At 37.4% G+C, this 21592-nt stretch carries 27 protein-coding genes; 15 read left to right on the top strand and 12 right to left on the bottom strand.

The features are described from left to right. Window positions 1-59 precede the first annotated feature (59 nt). From H6G57_RS07840 to H6G57_RS07830, 3 genes are read left to right on the top strand one after another with little or no spacing between them, the layout of a single operon-like run. Window positions 60-602, top strand: a complete 543-nt coding sequence (locus tag H6G57_RS07840; RefSeq protein WP_190517445.1) for a Uma2 family endonuclease — start codon at window positions 60-62, stop codon at window positions 600-602. Window positions 603-605: 3 nt separating this feature from the next. Next, window positions 606-1061, top strand: a complete 456-nt coding sequence (locus H6G57_RS07835) for a DUF29 domain-containing protein (RefSeq protein ID WP_190517444.1) — start codon at window positions 606-608, stop codon at window positions 1059-1061. Between the two features lie 58 nt (window positions 1062-1119). Continuing rightward, on the top strand, window positions 1120-1548 hold the full coding sequence (locus tag H6G57_RS07830) for a DUF29 domain-containing protein (RefSeq protein WP_190517442.1): 429 nt from the start codon (window positions 1120-1122) through the stop codon (window positions 1546-1548). Window positions 1549-1620: 72 nt separating this feature from the next. On the opposite strand, the gene H6G57_RS07825 is transcribed toward H6G57_RS07830, so the two are convergent. The 7 genes from H6G57_RS07825 to H6G57_RS07795 all read right to left on the bottom strand — a co-directional run bounded on the left by H6G57_RS07825 (window position 1621) and on the right by H6G57_RS07795 (window position 5039). After that, window positions 1621-2016 (bottom strand): type II toxin-antitoxin system VapC family toxin, encoded by a 396-nt coding sequence (locus H6G57_RS07825; RefSeq protein WP_242048902.1) that lies wholly within the window; start codon window positions 2014-2016, stop codon window positions 1621-1623. A gap of 11 nt (window positions 2017-2027) precedes the next feature. Beyond that, window positions 2028-2648: a hypothetical protein gene (locus H6G57_RS07820; RefSeq protein WP_190517439.1), complete on the bottom strand. Its 621-nt coding sequence runs from the start codon at window positions 2646-2648 to the stop codon at window positions 2028-2030. Between the two features lie 282 nt (window positions 2649-2930). Next, the gene (locus H6G57_RS07815) at window positions 2931-3344 is read right to left on the bottom strand and encodes a hypothetical protein (protein WP_190517438.1); all 414 of its coding nucleotides are present in this window, start codon (window positions 3342-3344) and stop codon (window positions 2931-2933) included. 205 nt (window positions 3345-3549) lie between these two features. After that, window positions 3550-3975 carry a type II toxin-antitoxin system VapC family toxin gene (locus H6G57_RS07810; RefSeq protein WP_190517436.1) on the bottom strand — a complete coding sequence of 142 codons (426 nt, stop codon included), beginning with the start codon at window positions 3973-3975 and terminating at the stop codon, window positions 3550-3552. After that, entirely contained in the window at window positions 3972-4220 is a 249-nt protein-coding gene (locus tag H6G57_RS07805) for a hypothetical protein (protein WP_242048901.1), read from the bottom strand. The genes H6G57_RS07810 and H6G57_RS07805 overlap by 4 nt, the downstream gene beginning before the upstream one ends. 92 nt (window positions 4221-4312) lie before the next feature. Continuing rightward, window positions 4313-4765, bottom strand: coding sequence for a helix-turn-helix domain-containing protein (locus H6G57_RS07800; RefSeq protein ID WP_190517434.1), 453 nt, complete (start codon window positions 4763-4765; stop codon window positions 4313-4315). Between the two features lie 37 nt (window positions 4766-4802). Further along, window positions 4803-5039: a helix-turn-helix domain-containing protein gene (locus tag H6G57_RS07795; RefSeq protein WP_190517433.1), complete on the bottom strand. Its 237-nt coding sequence runs from the start codon at window positions 5037-5039 to the stop codon at window positions 4803-4805. Window positions 5040-5302: 263 nt separating this feature from the next. Here H6G57_RS07795 and H6G57_RS07790 point away from each other — a divergent pair, with 263 nt between their 5' ends. The 6 genes from H6G57_RS07790 (at window position 5303) to H6G57_RS07765 (ending at window position 12001) form a co-directional block, all read left to right on the top strand. Next, on the top strand, window positions 5303-6121 hold the full coding sequence (locus H6G57_RS07790; protein WP_190517431.1) for a TIGR04255 family protein: 819 nt from the start codon (window positions 5303-5305) through the stop codon (window positions 6119-6121). After that, on the top strand, window positions 6118-6786 hold the full coding sequence (locus tag H6G57_RS28900) for an STAS-like domain-containing protein (RefSeq protein WP_242048900.1): 669 nt from the start codon (window positions 6118-6120) through the stop codon (window positions 6784-6786). Before H6G57_RS07790 ends, H6G57_RS28900 begins: the two co-directional genes overlap by 4 nt. Further along, on the top strand, window positions 6786-7409 hold the full coding sequence (locus tag H6G57_RS07780) for a PIN domain-containing protein (protein ID WP_190517430.1): 624 nt from the start codon (window positions 6786-6788) through the stop codon (window positions 7407-7409). Before H6G57_RS28900 ends, H6G57_RS07780 begins: the two co-directional genes overlap by 1 nt. 102 nt (window positions 7410-7511) lie before the next feature. Further along, window positions 7512-10532 carry an excinuclease ABC subunit UvrA gene (gene uvrA / locus H6G57_RS07775; protein ID WP_190517428.1) on the top strand — a complete coding sequence of 1007 codons (3021 nt, stop codon included), beginning with the start codon at window positions 7512-7514 and terminating at the stop codon, window positions 10530-10532. Window positions 10533-10586: 54 nt separating this feature from the next. Next, complete coding sequence (locus tag H6G57_RS07770; protein WP_190517426.1) at window positions 10587-10904, top strand: HigA family addiction module antitoxin; 318 nt, start codon at window positions 10587-10589, stop codon at window positions 10902-10904. Window positions 10905-10939: 35 nt separating this feature from the next. Next, window positions 10940-12001: an endonuclease NucS domain-containing protein gene (locus tag H6G57_RS07765; RefSeq protein WP_190517425.1), complete on the top strand. Its 1062-nt coding sequence runs from the start codon at window positions 10940-10942 to the stop codon at window positions 11999-12001. A gap of 225 nt (window positions 12002-12226) precedes the next feature. Here H6G57_RS07765 and H6G57_RS07760 read toward each other — a convergent pair whose 3' ends face one another. Both H6G57_RS07760 and H6G57_RS07755 read right to left on the bottom strand, forming a co-directional pair. Beyond that, on the bottom strand, window positions 12227-12553 hold the full coding sequence (locus tag H6G57_RS07760) for a DNA-binding protein (RefSeq protein WP_190517423.1): 327 nt from the start codon (window positions 12551-12553) through the stop codon (window positions 12227-12229). After that, a complete protein-coding gene (locus H6G57_RS07755; protein ID WP_190517660.1) occupies window positions 12540-12872 on the bottom strand; it encodes a type II toxin-antitoxin system RelE/ParE family toxin in 333 nt (110 codons plus the stop codon). Before H6G57_RS07755 ends, H6G57_RS07760 begins: the two co-directional genes overlap by 14 nt. A 152-nt stretch (window positions 12873-13024) precedes the next feature. On the opposite strand from H6G57_RS07755, the gene H6G57_RS07750 reads away from it, so the two are divergent. Then, window positions 13025-13624, top strand: a complete 600-nt coding sequence (locus tag H6G57_RS07750) for a Swt1 family HEPN domain-containing protein (protein ID WP_206756688.1) — start codon at window positions 13025-13027, stop codon at window positions 13622-13624. After that, on the top strand, window positions 13606-13896 hold the full coding sequence (locus H6G57_RS07745; protein ID WP_190517658.1) for a putative dsRNA-binding protein: 291 nt from the start codon (window positions 13606-13608) through the stop codon (window positions 13894-13896). Before H6G57_RS07750 ends, H6G57_RS07745 begins: the two co-directional genes overlap by 19 nt. Window positions 13897-14207: 311 nt before the next feature. On the opposite strand, the gene H6G57_RS07740 is transcribed toward H6G57_RS07745, so the two are convergent. After that, window positions 14208-15212 (bottom strand): phosphoribulokinase, encoded by a 1005-nt coding sequence (locus H6G57_RS07740; protein WP_190517419.1) that lies wholly within the window; start codon window positions 15210-15212, stop codon window positions 14208-14210. Window positions 15213-15771: 559 nt separating this feature from the next. Next, the gene (locus tag H6G57_RS07735; RefSeq protein WP_190517418.1) at window positions 15772-16056 is read right to left on the bottom strand and encodes a hypothetical protein; all 285 of its coding nucleotides are present in this window, start codon (window positions 16054-16056) and stop codon (window positions 15772-15774) included. A 250-nt stretch (window positions 16057-16306) separates the two neighbouring features. Between H6G57_RS07735 and H6G57_RS07730 the strand changes: the two genes are divergently transcribed. After that, complete coding sequence (locus tag H6G57_RS07730; protein ID WP_190517416.1) at window positions 16307-17209, top strand: LysR family transcriptional regulator; 903 nt, start codon at window positions 16307-16309, stop codon at window positions 17207-17209. A gap of 13 nt (window positions 17210-17222) precedes the next feature. On the opposite strand, the gene H6G57_RS07725 is transcribed toward H6G57_RS07730, so the two are convergent. Further along, window positions 17223-18695 carry a site-2 protease family protein gene (locus H6G57_RS07725; RefSeq protein WP_190517415.1) on the bottom strand — a complete coding sequence of 491 codons (1473 nt, stop codon included), beginning with the start codon at window positions 18693-18695 and terminating at the stop codon, window positions 17223-17225. A 66-nt stretch (window positions 18696-18761) separates the two neighbouring features. Between H6G57_RS07725 and H6G57_RS07720 the strand changes: the two genes are divergently transcribed. The 3 genes from H6G57_RS07720 (at window position 18762) to H6G57_RS07710 (ending at window position 21482) form a co-directional block, all read left to right on the top strand. Next, on the top strand, window positions 18762-19436 hold the full coding sequence (locus tag H6G57_RS07720) for an MBL fold metallo-hydrolase (protein WP_190517413.1): 675 nt from the start codon (window positions 18762-18764) through the stop codon (window positions 19434-19436). Window positions 19437-19531: 95 nt separating this feature from the next. Then, complete coding sequence (locus tag H6G57_RS07715; RefSeq protein ID WP_190517412.1) at window positions 19532-20551, top strand: ABC transporter ATP-binding protein; 1020 nt, start codon at window positions 19532-19534, stop codon at window positions 20549-20551. Window positions 20552-20606: 55 nt separating this feature from the next. After that, window positions 20607-21482: an ABC transporter permease gene (locus H6G57_RS07710; RefSeq protein ID WP_190517410.1), complete on the top strand. Its 876-nt coding sequence runs from the start codon at window positions 20607-20609 to the stop codon at window positions 21480-21482. The last annotated feature ends 110 nt before the right edge of the window (window positions 21483-21592 follow it).

The following is a 21592-nucleotide window of genomic DNA, read 5'->3' as shown; positions in this document are numbered from 1 at the left end:
CTAAAAAAATGTTACTATAGAAACAACTCAACTCTATAACAAAAATAAGTAATTCTGTTATGAAGATGTTAGCAAAATGGTCTATAGAGGATTATCATCAGATGATTGATGCGGGGATTTTGTGCGATCGCAATGTCGAACTATTAGCAGGTGAAATCGTTGAAATGAGTCCAGAAACTCCCATTCATTATTATACGGCAGAGGAAGGTACACAATACTTACAAACATTGTTAGCGAGTAAAGCTCATGTTCGTTTTAATGGCCCCATTACCCTGTCAAATTCTGAACCTGAACCGGATATTGCCATTGTTCGACTGCCGAAGTCAACCTATAAAGATCATCATCCTTATGCTGAGGATATCTATTGGATAATTGAAGTGGCTAAAAGTAGTTTAAAAAAAGATTTAGAATTAAAATTATCAATTTATGCTCAAGCTCTCATCCCTGAATATTGGGTTTTAGATTTATCCCAAAAACAATTAATCATATTTCGAGAACCTGAAAATAATATTTATTTGAGTCAAAAAATTATTAATCAAGGAAATATTACCCCCTTAGCTTTTCCTGAGATTGAGATATCTGTTGAAAAACTCGTGAGTTAAACAATGAATACAAATTTGTACGAAAAAGACTATTACCAATGGTTAAACGAAACGGCTTACCTCCTAGCAGAAGGTCGTTTTTCTGACCTGGATATTCCGAACTTAGTCGAAGAAATCGAATCAATGGGGAAAAGCCAAAAACGAGCCATAGAATCTTATCTCAATGTACTATTATTGCATCTATTAAAATGGAAATATCAACCCGGACATCGAAGTGGGAGTTGGAGAGGTTCAATTCGCAATAGTCGGTGGGGAATTCACAAACGCATTCAAGAAAGTCCAAGCTTAAAATCCTATCCGCAAGATATTTTTTTAGAATGTTACACTTTAGCCAGAGCGAATGCGGCTGATGAAACAGGATTACCCTTAGAAATGTTTCCCGAACTTCCTCCTTTTAGCATTGAACAGGTTTTAGATGAGCATTTTTTACCCTCTGAATCAACTCTGTTAGAATCATAAATGAACTTAATTCTGCAATATTCACAGTCCCCCTATTACCTTTAATTATAGGAAAACTATGAACTCAACGACCCATGAAACAGACTTTTATGCTTGGACACAGGAACAAGTACAGCTATTAAAAACCGGACAACTTCATCAAATCGATTGGCAAAATATTGCTGAAGAAATAGAAGACATGGGACGCTCTGAAAAACGACAATTAGAAAGTCGATTAGAACTGTTAATTATGCACTTATTAAAATGGCAATTCCAGCCTAACTTACGCTCTCGAAGTTGGCAATTAACAATTAAAGAGCAACGCCTCCGGCTAGAAAAACTTCTACAAAAAAACCCTAGTCTTCAACCTAATTTGACTGAAGCGATAGAAGATGTTTATCCTTTAGCTACTCTGAGCGCGGAAAGAGAAACGGGGTTATCTTTATTTCCCGAAACTTGTCCCTATACCTTAATCGAGATTTTATCCTCTGAATTTTTACCGGAATAAAAGAAAGCCAGAACAGTTTAAAATAGCGATCGCTCTTATTTCTTGCTATAATACCCTCTAAAGGTTATCTTATTATCTAAGCAAAGCCTTAAACCCTTCTTGCAGAAAATGTTTATCATAAGTCAAAATATCTTGAATTCCTTTTTGACGCATAATCAACATTGAAGCACAGTCTGTTAAGCTGTAACCTTTATCCAATCTTTGACTATAAAATTTAACAGCACTTTTAAACAATTCGCTGGTTTGAAGAACGATTTCAACCTGTGAATCATCTTGTAATTCAGTTGTAATCTCAAATGCGATTTGTCGCAAATACTGACCTTTGCTTGATAGAGCATTCAAAAGTTCCGTCAGTACCATTTCACTGGTAACAGGAACAAACGCACCCAGCCTTTCTGTTACTTCTATAGCACGTTGATGCAGATCATCACTGGGGTTAGCTAAAGCTTGTAAATATGAAGTATCCAAGAAAATAAACGTCATGAATCTTTAGCAGCCCCATACAGATAATGTTCAAAGTTTTTAGAATAATCTTTCGGTAATTTTTCCCATTCTGCTTGAGAAACAGTTGTACCAATTTCTATGATTTTTTGCCAAAAAGGAACCTGATCATTCTCATTTTCTAAATTCTTGCTTTTGTCTTTTTCAATAATCGTTTGTATAGCATAGTCGATAGATTCTAAAATCTCTTGTTTTGCATCTTCTTTAAGAAAAATATTATTTTTAATTAAATTGAGAGCTTCAATTAAGCAGCTAGGAGATAAAGATAACGTATCAAGGATATTGGGTTTTAAAGCTTCACCTAATGCTGTTTTATCACTGACTACTACAGAATATGCAATTAAATGTAGATAAGAACTGATATCACAAGTTATTTTTTCCTCCCTCTTGGAAGTTAAAAATAAATCGGGATGGCTCTTGTTTAAAGATCGAATTGTATTTTCAATAATGAGTTTTTCATACTCCCCTAAATACTTAGCTGCTTCCAAGACAGTTTCATTTGATTTTAACCATTCCATAAACTGCTGAAGTTCATGACTTGTTAGAAAAGGCTTTTCAGACTTTACAGATAAGATTGTATTATCAATATTGATTTCCATGTTTTGAACCTGTATTTTATTATTTTAATTTTCACTATTTCATACTATAGTAACAGTCCCTTTTTAAATCCACAACTCCCAAATCCCAATGGTAACGCTAAGATAATAGCGATCGCCTCCTAAAACTACCCTCGTTTCTAGGTAAAACCTAGAAATGATATTTGTGTGGCTCTGCCACCTTTAACAAGAGGCGGAGCCTCTGATCAAATATTCCCAGGTAGAACCTGGGAACTAGGCAAAATCGCCGATCAATTTAATGATTAATGAGTGTTGATATAAAACTTAAGGGTGAATGACTCGTAAACCTTCATTCAAGGCTCCTTTTATACCTTGACCCAGAGCACCAAAGGAGGCACACACGGTTTCTAATGCGATAGCAGGGGGGAAAGCAAAAGAGGCTGCTCCATCAACGAGATAGCAAGTCCCGACAAGCATACCTACTTTTATAAAATCTGTTGCCCAATCTTTAGTCGCATTACAACTAATTTCTTCGATGGCATTATCTGGAGTATTGTAGTAGCATCTTGTTGCTGAGTTCATAGCTTGTTGAGTTATTTCACTAACTCTATTGCTCACTGATGAGCCTGCATTAGCCAAATCACCTAATGGAGAGGCATAGACAGGCTTGATATTCACCACGATACCTAAAAACGCAATTAAACCTGCTAATAATAGCATTGCCACTTTCCGCAACATCACAATGATCTCCTATTTTTGATTGTTCTGCATTTAATTAACTGTTGTTAACTTACCATACTGCTAAAGCTGGTTCTAGTATAACATGACACTTTATGAATTGTCTAATCTCTTATTAATTTCTCTCCTGTTATTGAATCATGTGATGGGCAACGCAACGCTAGAGGCGATCGCTCCATTGAACTCCAATAGTCAAACCATCCCTTTAAAGAGAATCAAACCAATTTTCTATTTTCAATCCATCAAAGTCTTGAAAATCAGAGACATTATTAGTGACTAAAATTAAATTATTCGTAAACGCAATAGAAGCAATTTGACCATCAGTAAAAGCAGGACTTTTACCGACCTTAGATAACCTTGCTCTTTCCTGTGCATGATATTGTGCTGATTTTAAATCATAATTGAATAAAGGGAGTTGTGCTAAAATCACATTGTTGATATAATCCTCTAAATCTTGACGTTTTTTCGACTCAGGAAGCCGAAAACACCCAAAGAATAACTCATGAATGACTAAAGTAGCGGTTGCTATTTCCCGTTTACATAACCTTAGCTGTTCCATTACGTTATGATTAGGTTGAGGACGTTTAGCCTCTGATAAAATATTAGTGTCTAGTAAATACTTAAGAGTCATAAATCAACCTCTCTCCCCGGTGATTTGTCCCGTAAATCCTCAAAAGTATCATCATCAATACTTTCTAAATTTACCCTTTTTCTAAAATCTTGTAACGCTGACCAAAAATCATTAATCTCTCTAATTTCTACTAAAATTTCTTGATTATCAGGAAAATCGACTTCCTCCAATAACTCAATAATTTTTCCTCTTTTAATCCCTTTAACAAACATAGCCAAAATCTCCTGATTAACAATAATTGTCATTTTTCCCTCTTCCAACCTTTAGCTTCTAAACGCTTTCTTTTCCCTTGATTCATAATAGTATTTTTTTACCTAAATAATTAGGCTGATTGAATTTAACTCAACCTACAGGTAATTTTATCCTCTTTTAACGTATTAATATTTTGATAATTATTTTCTAATTCTTCAGAAACATCTAATACTGTTGATAGTGATGCTTCAAATTCTTCTGGTGTCATTCTCAATAACGCCGGAATAACCGCGACTTTTTTACCCTTGAGTAAAATCGTGACCTCGAAATCTGCACCCAACGCATCTAAATAAGCTAACACAGACTCAAAAGCATGATCATTATTGGCACTTTCTAACTTAGAAACCCAACTTTGAGTCACTCCCATTTTTTCTGCTAATTCCCCTTGAGTTAACCCTAAGTTTTTCCGTAAATTTCGCATGACTTGAGTTAACGTTAATCTAAATAATTCCTGCCTTTCTATGAGTTGCATTTCTGGAGTATCAGGAATAATTGTATCCAGAAAAGCGAGAACATCTTTAGAATTGGTTTCTGTCATTAATTTCCCTCCTGTTGTTGAATGATGCGATCGCTCTCTATATTCTTAATGACCCTATGCTACAAATTACATCTCCGATGTCTTGGGGAATTGTACCTGTCGCTAAAATTGCCTTAATTAATAACTCAATAGAAACTGAAGCATCCCCATTTTCTGCTTTAACAATACGCGGTTGGCTAGAATGAATTTTCCCAGCTAACTCTGCTTGCGTCATCAACTTTTGACGACGTTCTTTTAAATTCCGACTTAAGGCTAACTTAATTTCCACTAACATTAAACTCCCCTCTTCCCCTCGTTTCTAGGTTCTACCTAGAAATGATATTAGGGGTTTATTCTGCTGATTCATCCTTTAATTATATCAAATCTGATATACTACATCAACAGGTTTTAATTCTTGGTTGTTGCTTATACTTCCACAACAACCTTAATCTATGGGGAGTTGTAAAAGTATTGCAATCAAAGGATAATAGAAGCAAGGGCAACTCGCCCCAATAAGCTAAAATCTAATTCAGACCCTAGATATCGGGAGTAAGTGAGGTGACAATCGTAAATACCCAATCTTTTCTAGGATACGAAAACCCGCCTGTGGTGGAGGTCGTTTGTGGCATTTTGTTTCAGGATCTACAATTGCTACTAACGCCTCACATTGGCTTGCTGTGGCAGAAATTTAAACACGAGTACCCCGAATGCGAGGAACTTCCTCCTTTAGCACCAGCTATAGAATTTTTTGACGAATCACCGGATATCAATGTTGTTTTTTCTGAAATCCCACCAACACCGAGAATCTGGTTTATAGAAACTAACGGTAACAAAGTTATTCAACTTCAGCGAGATCGCTTGCTACATAATTGGAGAAAGATAGAATCTGAGGATACCTATCCTCGATATAAAACTGTTATCAAAACCTTTCAAAACCATTTATCAACCTTTGAAGAATTTCTTAAAGAAAATAATTTAGGAATAATTCTTCCCCGACAGTATGAACTTACTTATGTCAACCATATTGAACAAGGAGAAAGATGGAACAGGATTGAAGATATTGATCAAATTTTTCCTAACTTTTCTTTGAAAATAAACCTTGATCAACTTCCTGAACTTGAAGCGATTAACTGGCGAACTTCATTATTATTACCTGATCAAATAGGTCGATTACACCTATCCATTCGCAATGGAATCCGAGAAGAAGATAATCAAAATGTATTTGTTTTTGAACTCAATGCTCGTGGAATTGGTTCTGATCAATCACAAAAATCGATGCAGGAATGGTTTGACTTAGCTCATCAATATATTATTCAAAGTTTTGTTGCTTTGACGAGCCAAGATATGCAGGACAACGTATGGAGGAGTATAAAATGACAGTAATTAACTCTGCACACTCTATTTTATCTAAAGAAAATACAACTACAACTACCACGATAAAAATTAGTGAAGTAGCTGTTAATTATGAATCCGAAGAACAACAGTCTCAAAGCAATTATGGTATTTTGGTAAGAGATATTGGATATCGATCAAACTCAAGGTTAAATAGACGATATCCAGCTTTATACGAACAGTCTTATTTAGCATCAAGATCATCTAATCATCAATATCTATTAACAGTTGTTAAATCAACAGAAAAGATTGAAGAACCTGAAAACCGGAGTTTAACCCGTTTGGTTTCGTCTTTTTCTTTAAATAGTTATAAAATTCATCAAATTATTGGTGAATTTTGTATGACTCCTGATCAGGGTCAAAAAGTATATCGCCTGATTTATCCTAAATTAATAGCAAACCGTCCTGTAGAATTAGATTTTACAGGAGTCAAGATTTGCATTCCACCGTTTCTAAATTTTGCGCTTGGGCAACTTTTTAAAGATATTCAACCTGATACTCTCAATCATCTTTTGAAAATATCAAATCTGAATCCAATCAGTCAGCAGACACTCCAGCTAGTGATGGAGAATGCAAAATGTTATTATTCAGATGAGAATTTACGGCAATCTGTAGATCGGGTATTAACCGAACAATCTGTTTCTCTCTAATGTCAATTAACTATACAATTCAGGCAGAAGTCGTTAATATCCGGTCTGACTCACCCAAACCAGAGGATACTTTTCTTGTTGATACTAATGTTTGGTACTGGCTATTGTATTCTCGTGCAACCCTAACTAACTCTCCTCCTCGTACTTACCAAATCAGGGACTACTATTCTTATATCATGAACTCTGTTTCTCTAAAATCATTGCTATGCTATTCAGGATTCTCCTTAGCAGAATTAGCTCATCTGATAGAAAAAGCAGAACTAGACATTTTTAATGGTACATCTGGAACTGTTAAACCTAAAGAATATCGGCATAATTATTCAGTAGAACGATCTAGGGTGGTTGCTGAAGTAAAATCAGTTTGGAGTTCAATCAAACAGATGGCTGTTCCTATCAATCTTACCCTTGACGAATCAATAACAGATGCAGCTTTAAATCGTTTTCAAACTCAATCATTAGACGGGTATGATTTATTTATTTTGGAAACGATGGAGAAGGAAGGAATAGTTAACGTCATTACTGATGATGGTGATTACGTTACAGTACCTACTATTCGGGTTTTTACGGCTAACCGTACTGTGATTCAAGCAGCACAAAGTCAAGGTAAATTAGTCACACGCTAGATAAACTGATTAGCTCCTGAATTAAACCTAACCCAACATTCTCATCCTCAATAAATCTACGATAACGCTAAGATAATTAAGGACTGTACGACTTGAAATGCAGTGAACTCAACATCACTTTCTGACCCCCTACCCTATCCCAACAACACCCCCAACCGAATTCGCATTCGGGGTGCGAAACAACATAATTTGAAAAATATTGACTTAGAATTACCGCGCGATCGCTTAATTGTATTTACAGGGGTTTCTGGTTCGGGTAAATCGTCCTTAGCCTTTGATACCATTTTCGCCGAAGGTCAACGCCGCTACGTGGAATCACTGAGTGCTTATGCGCGCCAATTTCTCGGACAACTGGATAAACCCGATGTGGATGCTATTGAAGGGTTGAGTCCGGCTATTTCCATTGACCAGAAATCAACCTCCCATAACCCTCGGTCTACCGTCGGGACGGTTACGGAGATTTATGATTATTTGCGGTTGCTGTTTGGTCGTGCGGGTGAACCCCATTGTCCGATTTGCGATCGCAATATTGCGCCTCAAACGATTGATGAAATGTGCGATCGGATTATGGAACTCCCCGACCGTACTAAATTCATGATTCTCGCGCCTGTGGTGCGGGGGAAAAAGGGAACACACCGTAAACTTTTGTCCAGTTTAGCGTCTCAAGGATTTGTTCGCGTCAGGGTCAATTCTGAGATTTTTGACCTGTCCGAAAACATTGAGTTAGATAAAAATTATACCCATACCATTGAAATCGTCATTGACCGCTTAATTAAAAAGCCAGGACTAGAGGAACGTCTAGCGGATTCTTTGAGTACCTGCTTAAAGCAATCCAGTGGAATTGCGGTGATAGAGGTATTAGATGATACATCCAACAAGGTATCCGCGTCGCGAGCTAATAATAAGTATATATCAACTGACTCAAAAATTGCAAGATCTGGAGATAAAAAAGTTGCTGAAAATAGCGATAATTCTTACGAAGTAGAAACCGAAAATTTGGAAGCTTCATCTATTTCATCACAATTGGTTTTTTCTGAGAATTTCGCTTGTCCTGAACATGGGGCGGTGATGGAAGAACTTTCCCCTCGGTTATTTTCTTTTAATTCTCCCTTTGGTGCTTGTCCGAGTTGTCATGGTTTAGGACATTTGAGAACCTTTGCGCCTGAGTTAGTTGTTCCTGATTTAACTCAACCCGTTTATACTGCTATTACTCCTTGGTCAGAAAAGGATAATTCCTATTATTTATCAATTCTGCATAGTGTAGGTCAAGCTTTTGGGTTTGAGATTACCACTCCTTGGCATCAATTAACCCAAGAACAGCAACAGATTCTCCTCTATGGTTCAGAGGAACCGATTTTAATAGAAACCGATTCTCGCTACCCTGAAAACAAAGGATATTATCGTCCTTATATCGGGGTAATTCCGTTATTACAACGTCAATATCAGGAAACCGCTTCGGAATTACAAAAGCAGAAATTAGAACAATATTTAATTGATCAACCTTGCGAAGTTTGTCTAGGAAAACGATTAAAACCGGAAGCCTTAGCGGTGCGTGTCGGACAATATCACATTCATCAATTAACAGCAGTTTCGATTCGGGACTGTTTAGACCGAATTAATCAGTTAAACCTAACAGAAAGACAGGCGAAAATTGCTGAATTAGTCTTGCGAGAAATTAAAGCCCGATTACAATTTTTACTCGATGTAGGATTAGATTATTTAACCTTAGCTCGAACCGCATCAACGTTATCAGGCGGAGAAGCCCAACGAATTCGATTAGCCACTCAAATTGGCGCCGGATTAACGGGGGTTTTGTATGTTTTAGATGAACCGAGTATTGGGTTACATCAACGGGATAATACTAAACTTTTAAATACGTTAATTAAATTACGCGATTTAGGTAATACCTTAATTGTAGTTGAACATGATGAAGAAACGATTCGGGCGGCGGATCATTTAGTTGATATTGGGCCAGGGGCGGGCGTGCATGGTGGTGAAATTGTGGCGCAAGGAAATTTAGAGATCTTGTTAAAATCAGAACCTTCTTTAACAGGTGCTTATCTGTCAGGACGGAAGAAAATAGAAACCCCCACAGAACGCCGAATAGGGAATGGAAAAAGCCTTAAATTAGTTAACGCCAGTCGCAATAATTTAAGAAACATTACTGTTGAAATTCCATTAGGAAAATTGGTGAGTATTACGGGGGTTTCGGGTTCAGGAAAATCAACTTTAATGAATGAATTACTTTATCCTGCATTACAACATCATTTTACCCGAAAAGTTCCCTTTCCTAAAGATTTAAAAACAGTAGAAGGGTTAGACGCATTGGATAAAGTGATTGTAATTGATCAATCTCCTATTGGTCGAACTCCCAGATCTAACCCTGCAACTTATACCGGAGTTTTCGATATTATTCGAGAGGTGTTTACAGCAACCATTGAAGCTAAAGCTAGAGGTTATAAAGCGGGACAATTTTCGTTTAATGTTAAAGGCGGACGCTGTGAAGCTTGTGGTGGACAGGGAGTTAATATTATTGAAATGAACTTTTTACCTGATGTTTATGTTCAGTGTGAAGTGTGTAAAGGCGCGAGATATAATCGGGAAACGTTACAGGCGAAATATAAAGGATATTCGATTGCAGATGTGTTAAATATGCCTGTAGAAACCGCTTTAGAAGTGTTTGAAAATATCCCCAGGGCGGCGAGTCGATTACAAACGTTAGTGGATGTTGGTTTAGGCTATATTCGTTTAGGACAACCTGCACCAACGTTATCAGGAGGAGAAGCACAACGGGTTAAATTAGCGTCAGAATTATCTAAACGCGCAACGGGGAAAACGTTATATTTAATTGATGAACCGACAACGGGTTTATCGTTTTATGATGTGCATCAATTATTAAATGTGTTACAACGGTTAGTAGATAAAGGTAATTCGATTTTAGTGATTGAACATAATTTAGATGTCATTCGGTGTGCAGATTGGGTAATTGATTTAGGGCCAGAAGGAGGAGATAAAGGTGGTGAAATTATTGCTGAAGGAAACCCAGAAGATATTGCTAAAAATGCTAAATCTTACACTGGAATTTATTTAAAACAGGTGTTAAAACAGCATTCCTCAAAGTAGGATGGGCTATGCCCATCACATTTAATCAATATCCCTATTCCCTATTATAAAATTATGAGAGAACCTAAGTTAGATCCAGTTCATCCCGGCGAAATTCTATTAGAAGAATTTTTGAAACCGATGGAGATTATCCCAAAACAGTTAGCAGAGGATATTCATATTCCTTTGCTCAAAATTGATGAGATTATTCTAGGAAAATCTGCCATTACCACAGATATCGCTTTAAGATTATCGAAATATTTTGGACTATCAGAACGATTTTGGTTAAATGTTCAAGTTACTTATGATTTAGAGTTAGCAAAAGAGCAGTTAGAAGATCGGTTAGAGTCTGAAGTTAAGGTTTGTATTGTTTTAAAGGAAAGTGATCGCTAATCTATAATATAGAATAGGTGATTGTTTGGAAAATTATGTTAAGGCAGTCCAGGGGAAAATTTTTGCTAAAGTCGGAAGCATTACTCGAAGAATTTGTCTGGTTACATCTCAAACCCTTACTAAATTTAGATCCGGTTAAAAGGCAGTATTGTATTAATAAACAAAACCGTTCTGATATATTAGGAGCTAACTCGGAAGGTAGATTAGCAATTTTAGAGCTTAAAAAAGGAGGAGGGAAAGCCAGTATAGACCAACTTTTAAGATATGCAGAATTCTTAAGGCAAGAATATCCCCAAGGGGGCTATTTTGAACAGATTGATTTTAGTCAAAAATTTCTTCTAATTGCTATTGCTGCACAGTTTAATAGTTCAACAATTGATTATGCTAAAAGGGTAATTCCTGATTGCTTGTTATTGACTTATGAAGTAAAGCAATATAATAATGAATATTATTTGGTTTTGAAAAATATTGATAACAGAATTTTATCAAAAGTTGAAATTGAAATAATAGAAGATTCATTATTCGAGCGTTTACCCTCCTTTATCCAGGGATATTTATTAGATAAACCTGAAATTAGAGAAAGAGTTTTAGCGATTACACAAAAAATATTATCCTATAGTCCTGATATAAGCTTGCATACTCAATATAATTATTCTTCTAAAGAAATGAGTTTTGCTAAGTTTAATAAAAAGGGAGAGCTATTAGCTGATAAAACTTGCGTGTCTTTTATGTATGATCCTGAAGCTAAAAAATTACAGGATAAATTATCATTATATGTTTATTTACCCACTCTCTTTCCTAGAAAATACAAGAATGTTAAAGTAGTAACCACAATTAGAATATATACTGAGGATTATATTAATGTTGATAAATTTGAAGATTTATATACTTTTTGTTATAAAGATAATCCTTCTTACTTAAATTATCCTTTAATAACAACAGGGATCAATAAAGTTTATAAAAGTTTTCAGGATTATTATATTAATTATCGGAAATATATGAAGTCTCGTCAAAAGCTAAGACCTATTGATGCTTCAGATTTTGCTTCGGTAGACAGTATAATACAGATAGCTTTAGAGGATTGGTCTGTTAGATGAAATTTTATTTTTCTAAATTGATGAATTCTGAAACCTGAAGTTATAATAAAAAATCTGATGCTATAGCTCTGCCTTAAGAAACATTACCATTCCTAATTTTCCTCTAATCTTTTAGAACCCGCCCAGACTAGAATCTGAGAAACCGGGTTTCTCCTTTATATTAATTATTACAAATCAAGATAACTTCAGAAACCCGGTTTCTGGAGTTTTATCATTGGTTCTCCTTCATTCTCTTTCTGCCTCTTTCACCTGAATTGAGATTTTAAAACCTAAAAGATTAACTAATTCAACAAAATCATAAATTGCAATACAATTGATTAACGCCACAGCTTTATCAAGTTTTTCTCGATTAATTTGATTAGAATCATAACCATAATTTAATTGACTCTGAGCCTCTAAAATATTGCTGATGACTTTTTTTAATAATTGAGGTTGATCGCTACCTTCTTCTAAAGCAACTTCAAGATAAGCTGCGGCTTCTTCTGGATCTTTAAGAGATTCAATTAAATAATTATGGTAACTATCACTAATGGGAATTTTAACGTCTTGCATTGTAGTCTCTCCAATATTCTTTTGCTTTTTTAATATCTTTTTGCTGAGTGCTTTTATCTCCACCACAGAGTAATAAAATTAGGCTGAACCCAACTTGTCCAAAATAAATCCTATAGCCAGGGCCATAATTAATTTTAAATTCAAATACACCGTCACCAACAGAACGATAATCTCCTAAATTTCCCTCCTCTACTCGATCTAATCTGAATTTAATTTTAGCTCTTGCTGTTCTATCTCGGACTGCTTCTAACCACTCTGTAAACGGAATCTTACCCTCTGACGTAACATAACGTTCAATCTCCCTCGGTTGACTTTCCATCATGAATTATAGCGATCGCACTTTCTCATATTATCAAATTTGGGGGTAGCCAAAAAATATCAGTTTTTCAGAAATCCAATATTGTCGAGTTGTAGTTAAAGTCTAAGCTAACTCACCCTATAGTATCAAGCTGTTTTCCAGCACAGATAGGTGTGGCTTTTTTGTTGTTATCCAGTTTAGAGAAAAAGGATGAAGTTAATATGAAACTCAGCAACAATGAAAGAATTGGTCAATGCTTAAGTTTATTAAGTCAAGTTTTGTCTCCTTACGTTGAGGAAAAGATGAGATCAATTTATGGCAATGCTTGGTTTTCTCAGGTGAAAGTTTGCATCTCGAATAAAAATAATTCTAATCGCAGCGATGAAGAAATTATTCAAGATGTTTCTGTATTATTAAGTATTATTAATCAACGATGGGATAAAGTTTTCAAAACATACTTATCCCCCGAAAGAGGTTTAGTCAATGAATTGATTGAAGTCCGAAATAAATGGGCGCATAATAATTATTTTTCAGCAGATGACACTTTTCGTGCGTTAGATAGTATCCATCGGTTACTGGTTAAAATTGGTGCTGAACAACAGGAAAAACAGGTTGATGTACACAAACAAATTGTCTTAAAACTTCTGATTCAAGAAAAATCTCATTCAAATCAATCTAATATTTCTCAAGGAGATCAGAAAATTAGAGAGCAATTAAAAGAACTTTTAGATCTAATTCCATTTCAAGATCCTAAATTGTTGTTCCGCTGTTAGAACAATTAGAAACAATCAAAATTGAGGCTAACTCTTCTAACATTTTACCGGATGCAATAAATCGTTTTCAAGAGTGGGCTATCATTAAACACAAACAAAATCCTGACTATATTGTGATTCAAGAAGTTGGGGATGATCATGATAAAGTTTTTGTTATGGGAGTTCAAGTCAATGGTCATGTTTATGGTCAGGGACAAGCTAAAAATAAGAGAGATGCAAAAAAGCAAGCCGCTACTCAGGCTTTAAAAAAATTAGCATTAATAGACAGCTAAATCTGAGAAACCGGGTTTCTGTTTGAGGTTAATTATTATTAATCAAGAACACTTCAGAAACCCGGTTTCTGGGGAGACAGCTAAATCTGAGAAACCGGGTTTCTCTGTGAGATTAGTTATTATTAATCAAGATAACTTTAGAAACCCGGTTTCTGGGGAGACAGCTAAATGTTAGAAACCGACTTTCTGTTTGAGATTAATAAATATGTTATAGCGCTGGGCTTTCTAATCTAAAATTAAGATAAAAAATAACGCGAGATCGGTTTATCCCGCGTTATGTTGGTTTGAGTTAATCGCTAACCGTCAAAAACTTAGACAGTTGCTGCTACTTTTTCAGTAACTCCAACTAAGCGCTCATAAGTTGCGCGCATTTTCAAGCCAACTAACACCTGGAATAATCCACTACCATTATTGGAACCGGGATACTCTTGGTGTTCGCGGAGCAGATGGGTCATTTCCCCATAGTATTTTGTAGACAGGTTGCTTAAGTGTCCTTCGACGTAGATCATTTCATCAAGGTTATCGAATTGACCATCGACTTCGAGGATAGACACTTCATTTCCGTAGTAGTTATCAGGGCCATAATACATTTTTAGACCCGGATAAGAACAGGTGAGTTTGCGTCCGCAAGGTGTCCAATGAATTGTAGATCCTTGATCAAATAAGTAGGCGGGTTCGAGTCCTTCCACCCCTTCTTTCTGTACCAGACGCACCCGCAGGATTTTGTGTTCTTTATCTTCAGCAATCAGATTTGTGGGCAGAATTTGAACCACCACATCAGCATATTTCTTTTGGGGGTCAATATAAGCTTCAAAATCAGGACGACGGGCATTAATAGCGGCGAGAACATCTTCATAACGATGACCGCGTTCTGCCATGTCACGCTGAATTTTCCACGAAATTTTAACTTCGTCGCTGATATCGAGATAAACACTAAAATCTAGCAGTGCTCGCACCCGTTCGTCATATAACGGATGTAACCCTTCAATCACGATAATATGATTCGGATCAATCCGTTCGGGGGGATCGATCTCGCCAGTTTCGTGGTTATAAATGGGTTTATCAATAGAGACACCATTTTTAAGAGCATTGATTTGCTCATACATTAAATCAAAATTATTAGCTCTAGGATCTAGAGCCGTAATTCCGGTTTCTTTACGTTGCTTTCGATCTAAACAATGATAGTCATCTAAACAGATAACCGTCACAAAATCTTTTCCAAAGATATCTGTTATTCGACGTAAAAATGTTGATTTTCCGCACCCGGAATCTCCAGCAACGCCAATTAAAACCACGCGATCCGGCTTATTTCCCATCTTCCTCTAACCTAAAAGAAACTGTTGACAATTTAATCATTGAATTTTGAGTATTAAAACTATCACCAACGCCAGCATTGTCGAGTCCTCACCTCATCTGAAGGTAAAGTAAACCTCAACTTATGGTAGTGAACAGACTCCCGACTGACAGAAGGCCTTGCACTCAGGCAAGCTAAGTATTTAATACTAACTTTTGTTTCTGATTTTACCAGAAGGGGATCATCCCCACAAGGCTTAATCTGAATATAGTTACAGATTATGGGTCTTCGGTAAAGATGTTGAATCCCCAACTTTGTAATTTTCTTCCTTTTATGCGCTTTATGGAGGTCAATAACTCAGCTATGTCTAGGTTTACCCGCTTTGGGTCAGGTAATTGTCATCAGAATAACATTTTTGATTCTAACTTGAGATGATGTCTTGACATCTGATCCCGATTGTCCCCCAAAATTATTGAAGGTCAGCAGGAAAAACCAGGATCAGTTTAGCAGAAAGCATTCTTGGGTTGTAAAATCCGTTATACAGGGTTGAGAAGTGCTGTATCTAAACACCTAAATTCCCTTTAAAAACGATATCGCTCTTCAATCCAAATTCGCATTTCTGCTTCTGATAAATGTTCAACAAAGCAATGGGTTTGCGGATCAAAGGCATTCCAGTAGCGTTTGCCTTCAGCATCAGAGGATAACCAAATTTTAGGTTCTTTTCCCGCCGTGAACATCGCGATCATTTTATTCCAAGTGGATTGAATTTTTGTCAGAAAATGGCGGGATGAGAAAACGGGTTTTGAGGTGGACGGGTGAAGGGAGTTAAGGGAATCCAAAATTAAATAAACGGTGAGATTATTCATAACAATTTCTCTCCTGATTACAGAAGAATTTGAGAGTTTTTCGCGGTTAAACTTACTCTATTTCCCTTACAATAAAAAATCAACGGATAACATCGATAGGTAATATCGATAAAATCGATAGATAGAGCAGTCGCCAAGGCAGTTAGGACATAGACTGAGGCGACAAACTAAGAGGGGTTAAGTCTTTTTTCCTCCCTATTCCCTGTTCCCTGTTCCCTGTTCCCTGTTCCCTGTTCCCTGCTATTGTCCTATGAATCCCCAAAATTTGAAACTCTCCCAACTCCGAGCATTAGTCGCCGTTGCTGAGGCGGGAAACTTCAGCGAAGCTGCATTGAACCTGAATTTATCCCAGTCTACGGTTAGTCATGCGATCGCCACCTTGGAAACTGAATTAGGTGTTATCTTGATCAAACGGGGACGATATGGAGCGGTTTTAACGCCTTTGGGAGAAAGGATGGTCACTCAAGCGCGTCAAATTCAAGAGCTTTTAGCGCAAATGGTTCAGGAAGCCAACCGCGAAAAAGGATTACAAGGTGGCAATATTCGGATTGTTTCATTTCGCAGTGTTTCAACTCATATTTTACCCTCTGTGATTGCTCAATTTCGCAACCATTTCCCAGACGTGACGGTGAGTTTAACAGAATTTGATGATACCCCAGAAATGGAACACGCAGTTCGCACGGGTCAAGCGGATATTGGATTTACTTATTTACCCACCAGTCCCGAATTTGAAGTTTGGGAAATTTTACAAGATGATTATATCGCCATTCTTCCTCCCCATTATAACATTAATAGTTCCCGTTTAACCTGGGAACAATTAGTATCCTATCCCTTAATTCTCTCATCAACCAGTTGTTGTTCTTCTTTGATTTTAAAATATTTAAAAAAAACGAATTTTCCTTTAAATATTGCCTATCATGTGAGAGAAGATTCAACAATTTTAGGCATGGTCGCTCAAGGTTTGGGAGTCTCAATTATTCCGGGTTTAGCAGCACGTCCGGTTCCTCCCCTCGTTCAAGTTTGTCAATTACCCGATCCCTTAATTCGAGTCATCGGTGTAATGGTCTTAAAAAATGCCCTCCATTCTCCTGCGGTTTATACCTTTTTAGATGCCTTAAGACAGGTTGGACGCTTTAATAAAAAAGCCGTTTAACCGGATTTTAAGATTAATAATTTAACCATTGACCAACAACAGAAGGCATGGGTAATAAAATCAACAATAATAACCCCAAGGTGACAAACCCAATAATATCTCGAATATTATTCAATTCACTGACATCATTTAAGGCAGGTTCATCTTGTAACGGAAAAAAGAATAATAACAAAGCTAAGGCTATAAATTCACTGTGGATTAATGCTAAAATTAAGATAAAAAATCGAGTGAATTGACCCATGACGAAACTGGTTTTTTGACCAAACATAGCATGAACGAGATGACCGCCATCTAATTGTCCCACTGGTATTAAATTAATGGCTGTGACAATTAATCCTAAATATCCCGCGATCGCCATCGGATGTAAATGAATCGCTTGTTCAGAAGTGAAGGCATCTCCTAATATTAATTTACTCAATATTGTTAATAAAAACGAAAAACTGGGATTCAAGGATTCAAAATTTAAAAATCCAGAACTTTTCGGATCAAAGGGAACAACCGTTGACTGATTTAAGCCTAAAATTAATAACGGTAAACTGATGATAAATCCTGCCCAAGGCCCAGCAATACTGACATCAAATAACGCTTTCCGGTGGGGAAAAGGCGATCGCATTTGGATAAACGCCCCCAAGGTTCCTAACCAAAATGGAATCGGCAGAAAATAAGGTAATGTCGCTTTCATTTTATACCGAATCGCGGTTAAATAATGAGCTAACTCATGAACTCCTAAAATTGCCATTAAGGACAAACTATAAGGTAATCCAGCCACTAATAAACGGGGATTTGCTTGCCAAGCATCTAGGGAAATATTCTCCATTTCCACACCCGCCACCGTTGTTGTAAATAAAGTAATTAATACCAGTGCTAAACATAAAATTGGACGGTTTAAAGCATCAGGCTTGAGTAAATTTTCGGTATTTTCTGGATAAGGGTTAGGAACCAAGGCAAAAAAGGGTTTATCTTTGAGATCCTGTTGAAAGGCAATTAAAAAGCGATCGCTAAATTTAGCTTTAATATTATCTCGAATCGTTCGATAAGCGACATCAGGATTAGACCGTAATTGACCCCGACAAATCACAGCTTGTAGCCGATATTCAATATTATGTAGGGGAAAAACAGTCCAAGGAAAACAAGTGCGAAGGGTTTCTTCTTCTTGTTGATCTAAAGGACGAGGTAAGTGGGAATTTTCCACAGGAAGACTAGGTTCGGTTGGGGTAGCGGAGTCTGATGATGTAGGTGGCGGAAGACGACCCCATTGGACTAAAAACCAATATAAACAGGGACAAGCAATAAAAGGAATAATCACTAATTCTGCGGGAATTGGTTTTTGATCATAAGCAAACATCCAGGTTCCCCAAATGAACGCCGGAGTCATCATCACCAACCATAGCAACCAAATGGGAGTTCGAGTAATTTGAGCGACTCCCCGTTGTAGAAGCCAATAGGTCATCAACCCTAAAATCAGTAACCAAAATAACATGATCATCTGTCGTTTTAATTCAATAAACAAGTTCGTTTAAAATCAACAATTGAACCTAAAAAAAATAACGATATGTCCCAGGAGCGTTCTGTCCCCAAACTTCCCCGACTTGTACTGGAAAATATTTATGCTTTCCCACCCAACCGGGACACTTTGGGCGGAACTGCCTATTTTATTGTAGAGAACCAGATGAACATCTTGATCGATGCGCCGCCCTGGAATGAAACAAATCAGCAATTTTTAGAGCAACAGGGAGGTGTTCAAGGGTTATTCATTACCCATCGGGGTGCAATAGGTTCATCACGAGAGATTCAAAACAGATGGGGATGTCAGATTGTCATCCAAGAACAAGAAGCTTATTTATTACCGGAGTCAACGGTAACAACCTTTGAGACAAACTTAACCCTGAGTTCCCAAAGTTCGGTTTTTTGGACACCTGGACATTCTCCCGGTTCATCCTGTCTTTATTTTAGTGGGCAAGCCGGGGTTTTGTTCACCGGACGTCATCTCTTACCCAATCTCCAAGGTCAACCTGTACCCCTCCGCACCGCCAAAACCTTTCACTGGCCACGACAGCTAAACAGTATTCGATTCATATTGGAACGCTTTAATTATGATACCTTGCAGTATATTTGTCCGGGTGCAAATACAGGAGCATTACGAGGAGAACGCTTGATTAATCATGCTTATGAAAAATTGGCAAGTCTTGATTTAGAAGCGTATTTGTTGAGTCCAGCTATTCTCTAGGGAAAGAGAGATACAATACAAAAAAGGAACCTGACGGCGAATAAATTCCCCTCGGACTTGACCCATCAGTAATTTAGTTTATTTAAATGTGTACTATGATTCCTGCTGTTGTGATCCAAAATTTACAAAAATCCTATGGCTCTATCCGGGCTGTTAAAGATGTGTCTCTTGATGTCCAACCGGGGGAAATCTTTGGTTTACTTGGCCCCAATGGCGCCGGAAAAACCACAACCCTGCGTGCATTGTGTACGTTAATTACTCCTGATGCTGGACGTTTAGAAATATCGGGTATTTCTGTTACTGACCAACCCAGATTAGCTCGTCAACGCTTAGGTTATGTCGCTCAGGAAGTCGCCCTTGATAAAGTCTTAACTGGACGGGAATTATTGCAATTACAAGCCGCCCTTTATCATATTCCTCGTGCTCTGATTGCAGAACGAATTCATCAGGTTACGAATTTATTAGGATTACAAGATTGGATCGATCAAAAAACCGGAACCTATTCTGGGGGAATTCGGAAACGCTTAGATTTAGCGTCGGGGTTACTGCATCAACCGGATTTATTAGTATTAGATGAACCGACCGTTGGCTTAGATATTGAAAGCCGGGTTGCAGTGTGGAATTTCCTCCGTCAATTAAGAGAAAATGGGACAACGGTTTTAATCACCAGCCACTATTTAGAAGAGGTGGATGCTTTAGCAGATCGAGTGGCAATTATTGATCAAGGTGTGGTGATTGCAACGGGTACACCGTCTGAGTTAAAAGATCAAGTTGGAGGCGATCGCATTACCCTGAGAATTCGAGAATTTTCGCCGTTGGAAGAAGCCGAAAAAGCCAAAGCTTTATTACAATCTCTCGCTTTTGTACAAGAGATTATTATTAATAATGCTCAAGGCAATTCTTTAAATTTAGTCGTTCAACCTCAAAGTGATGCGTTGTTTACGATTCAACAGGCGTTAAAAGATGCGGGTTTACCGACCTTTGGTATTGCCCAATCTCGGCCCAGTTTAGATGATGTTTATTTAGCAGCAACCGGTCGAACTTTACTTGATGCTGAAATTGCAGCAGCCAGTAATCGAGATTTAAAAGCTGAGAAAAAGAAAAGTATGCGCTAGAAACTGGGTTTTTAATTCCTAACCCTGAACAGTCAACCCTCAATCGTTAACCACTATGAGCAGTTCAACAACATCTGTTAAATTATCACCTTCCCATCAAACAACTAATCAACAACCGAATTTAGTCGGAGAATTCCTGCAAGAAACCCTAGCCTTAACCCGTCGGTTGTTTATTCAATTACAACGTCGTCCTTCTACTTTAATTGCTGGGATTATTCAACCTTTGATGTGGTTAATTTTGTTTGGTGCTTTATTTCAAAATGCCCCCAAAGGATTGTTTGGAGAAACCCTAAATTATGCTCAGTTTTTAGGGGCTGGGGTTATTGTTTTTACAGCCTTTGCAGGAGCTTTAAATGCAGGTTTACCTGTGATGTTTGACCGAGAATTTGGGTTTTTAAATCGGTTATTAGTCGCCCCTTTAGTGTCTCGTTTTTCGATTGTTTTAGCCTCAGCAATTTATATCGTTACCTTGAGCTTAATTCAAACGTCGGTGATTGTGGCGGCTGGAGCCTTTTTAGGAGCAGGATTACCTGGAATTGGGGGATTAAGTATCATTACTTTGATTGTGCTTTTATTAGTGCTAGGGGTAACGGGTTTAAGTTTAGGATTAGCTTTTGCTTTACCCGGTCATATTGAATTAATTGCGGTGATCTTTGTGACGAATTTACCGCTTTTATTTGCCAGTACCGCCCTCGCGCCTTTATCCTTTATGCCCACTTGGTTACAAGTTGTAGCTTCGCTGAATCCCCTCAGTTATGCCATTGAACCCATTCGTTATTTATACTTACATCAGGATTGGGCTCTCAATAGTGTGGTGATGCACGCTCCCTTTGCCACCATCACGTTTGGAGGTGCATTATTGGTTTTATTCGGATTTGCAACGGTCGCCTTACTCTCAATTCAGCCGTTATTAAAGCGTCGGTTTGCTTAAAACGCGATTGAAAATCCCGTGAGCGACCTCATAAAATTTATCGCAAGATTAATCCCCCCAACAGTCTGAATGTCTCGAAGGTTAGGAGGAATCTTTATTGTGAACTACTC

The sequence above is a fragment of the Planktothrix sp. FACHB-1365 genome (assembly GCF_014697575.1).
GTDB lineage: Bacteria > Cyanobacteriota > Cyanobacteriia > Cyanobacteriales > Microcoleaceae > Planktothrix.
The sequence above is the reverse complement of the archived record's forward strand: the minus strand, read 5'-3'. Positions and strand labels throughout refer to the sequence as shown.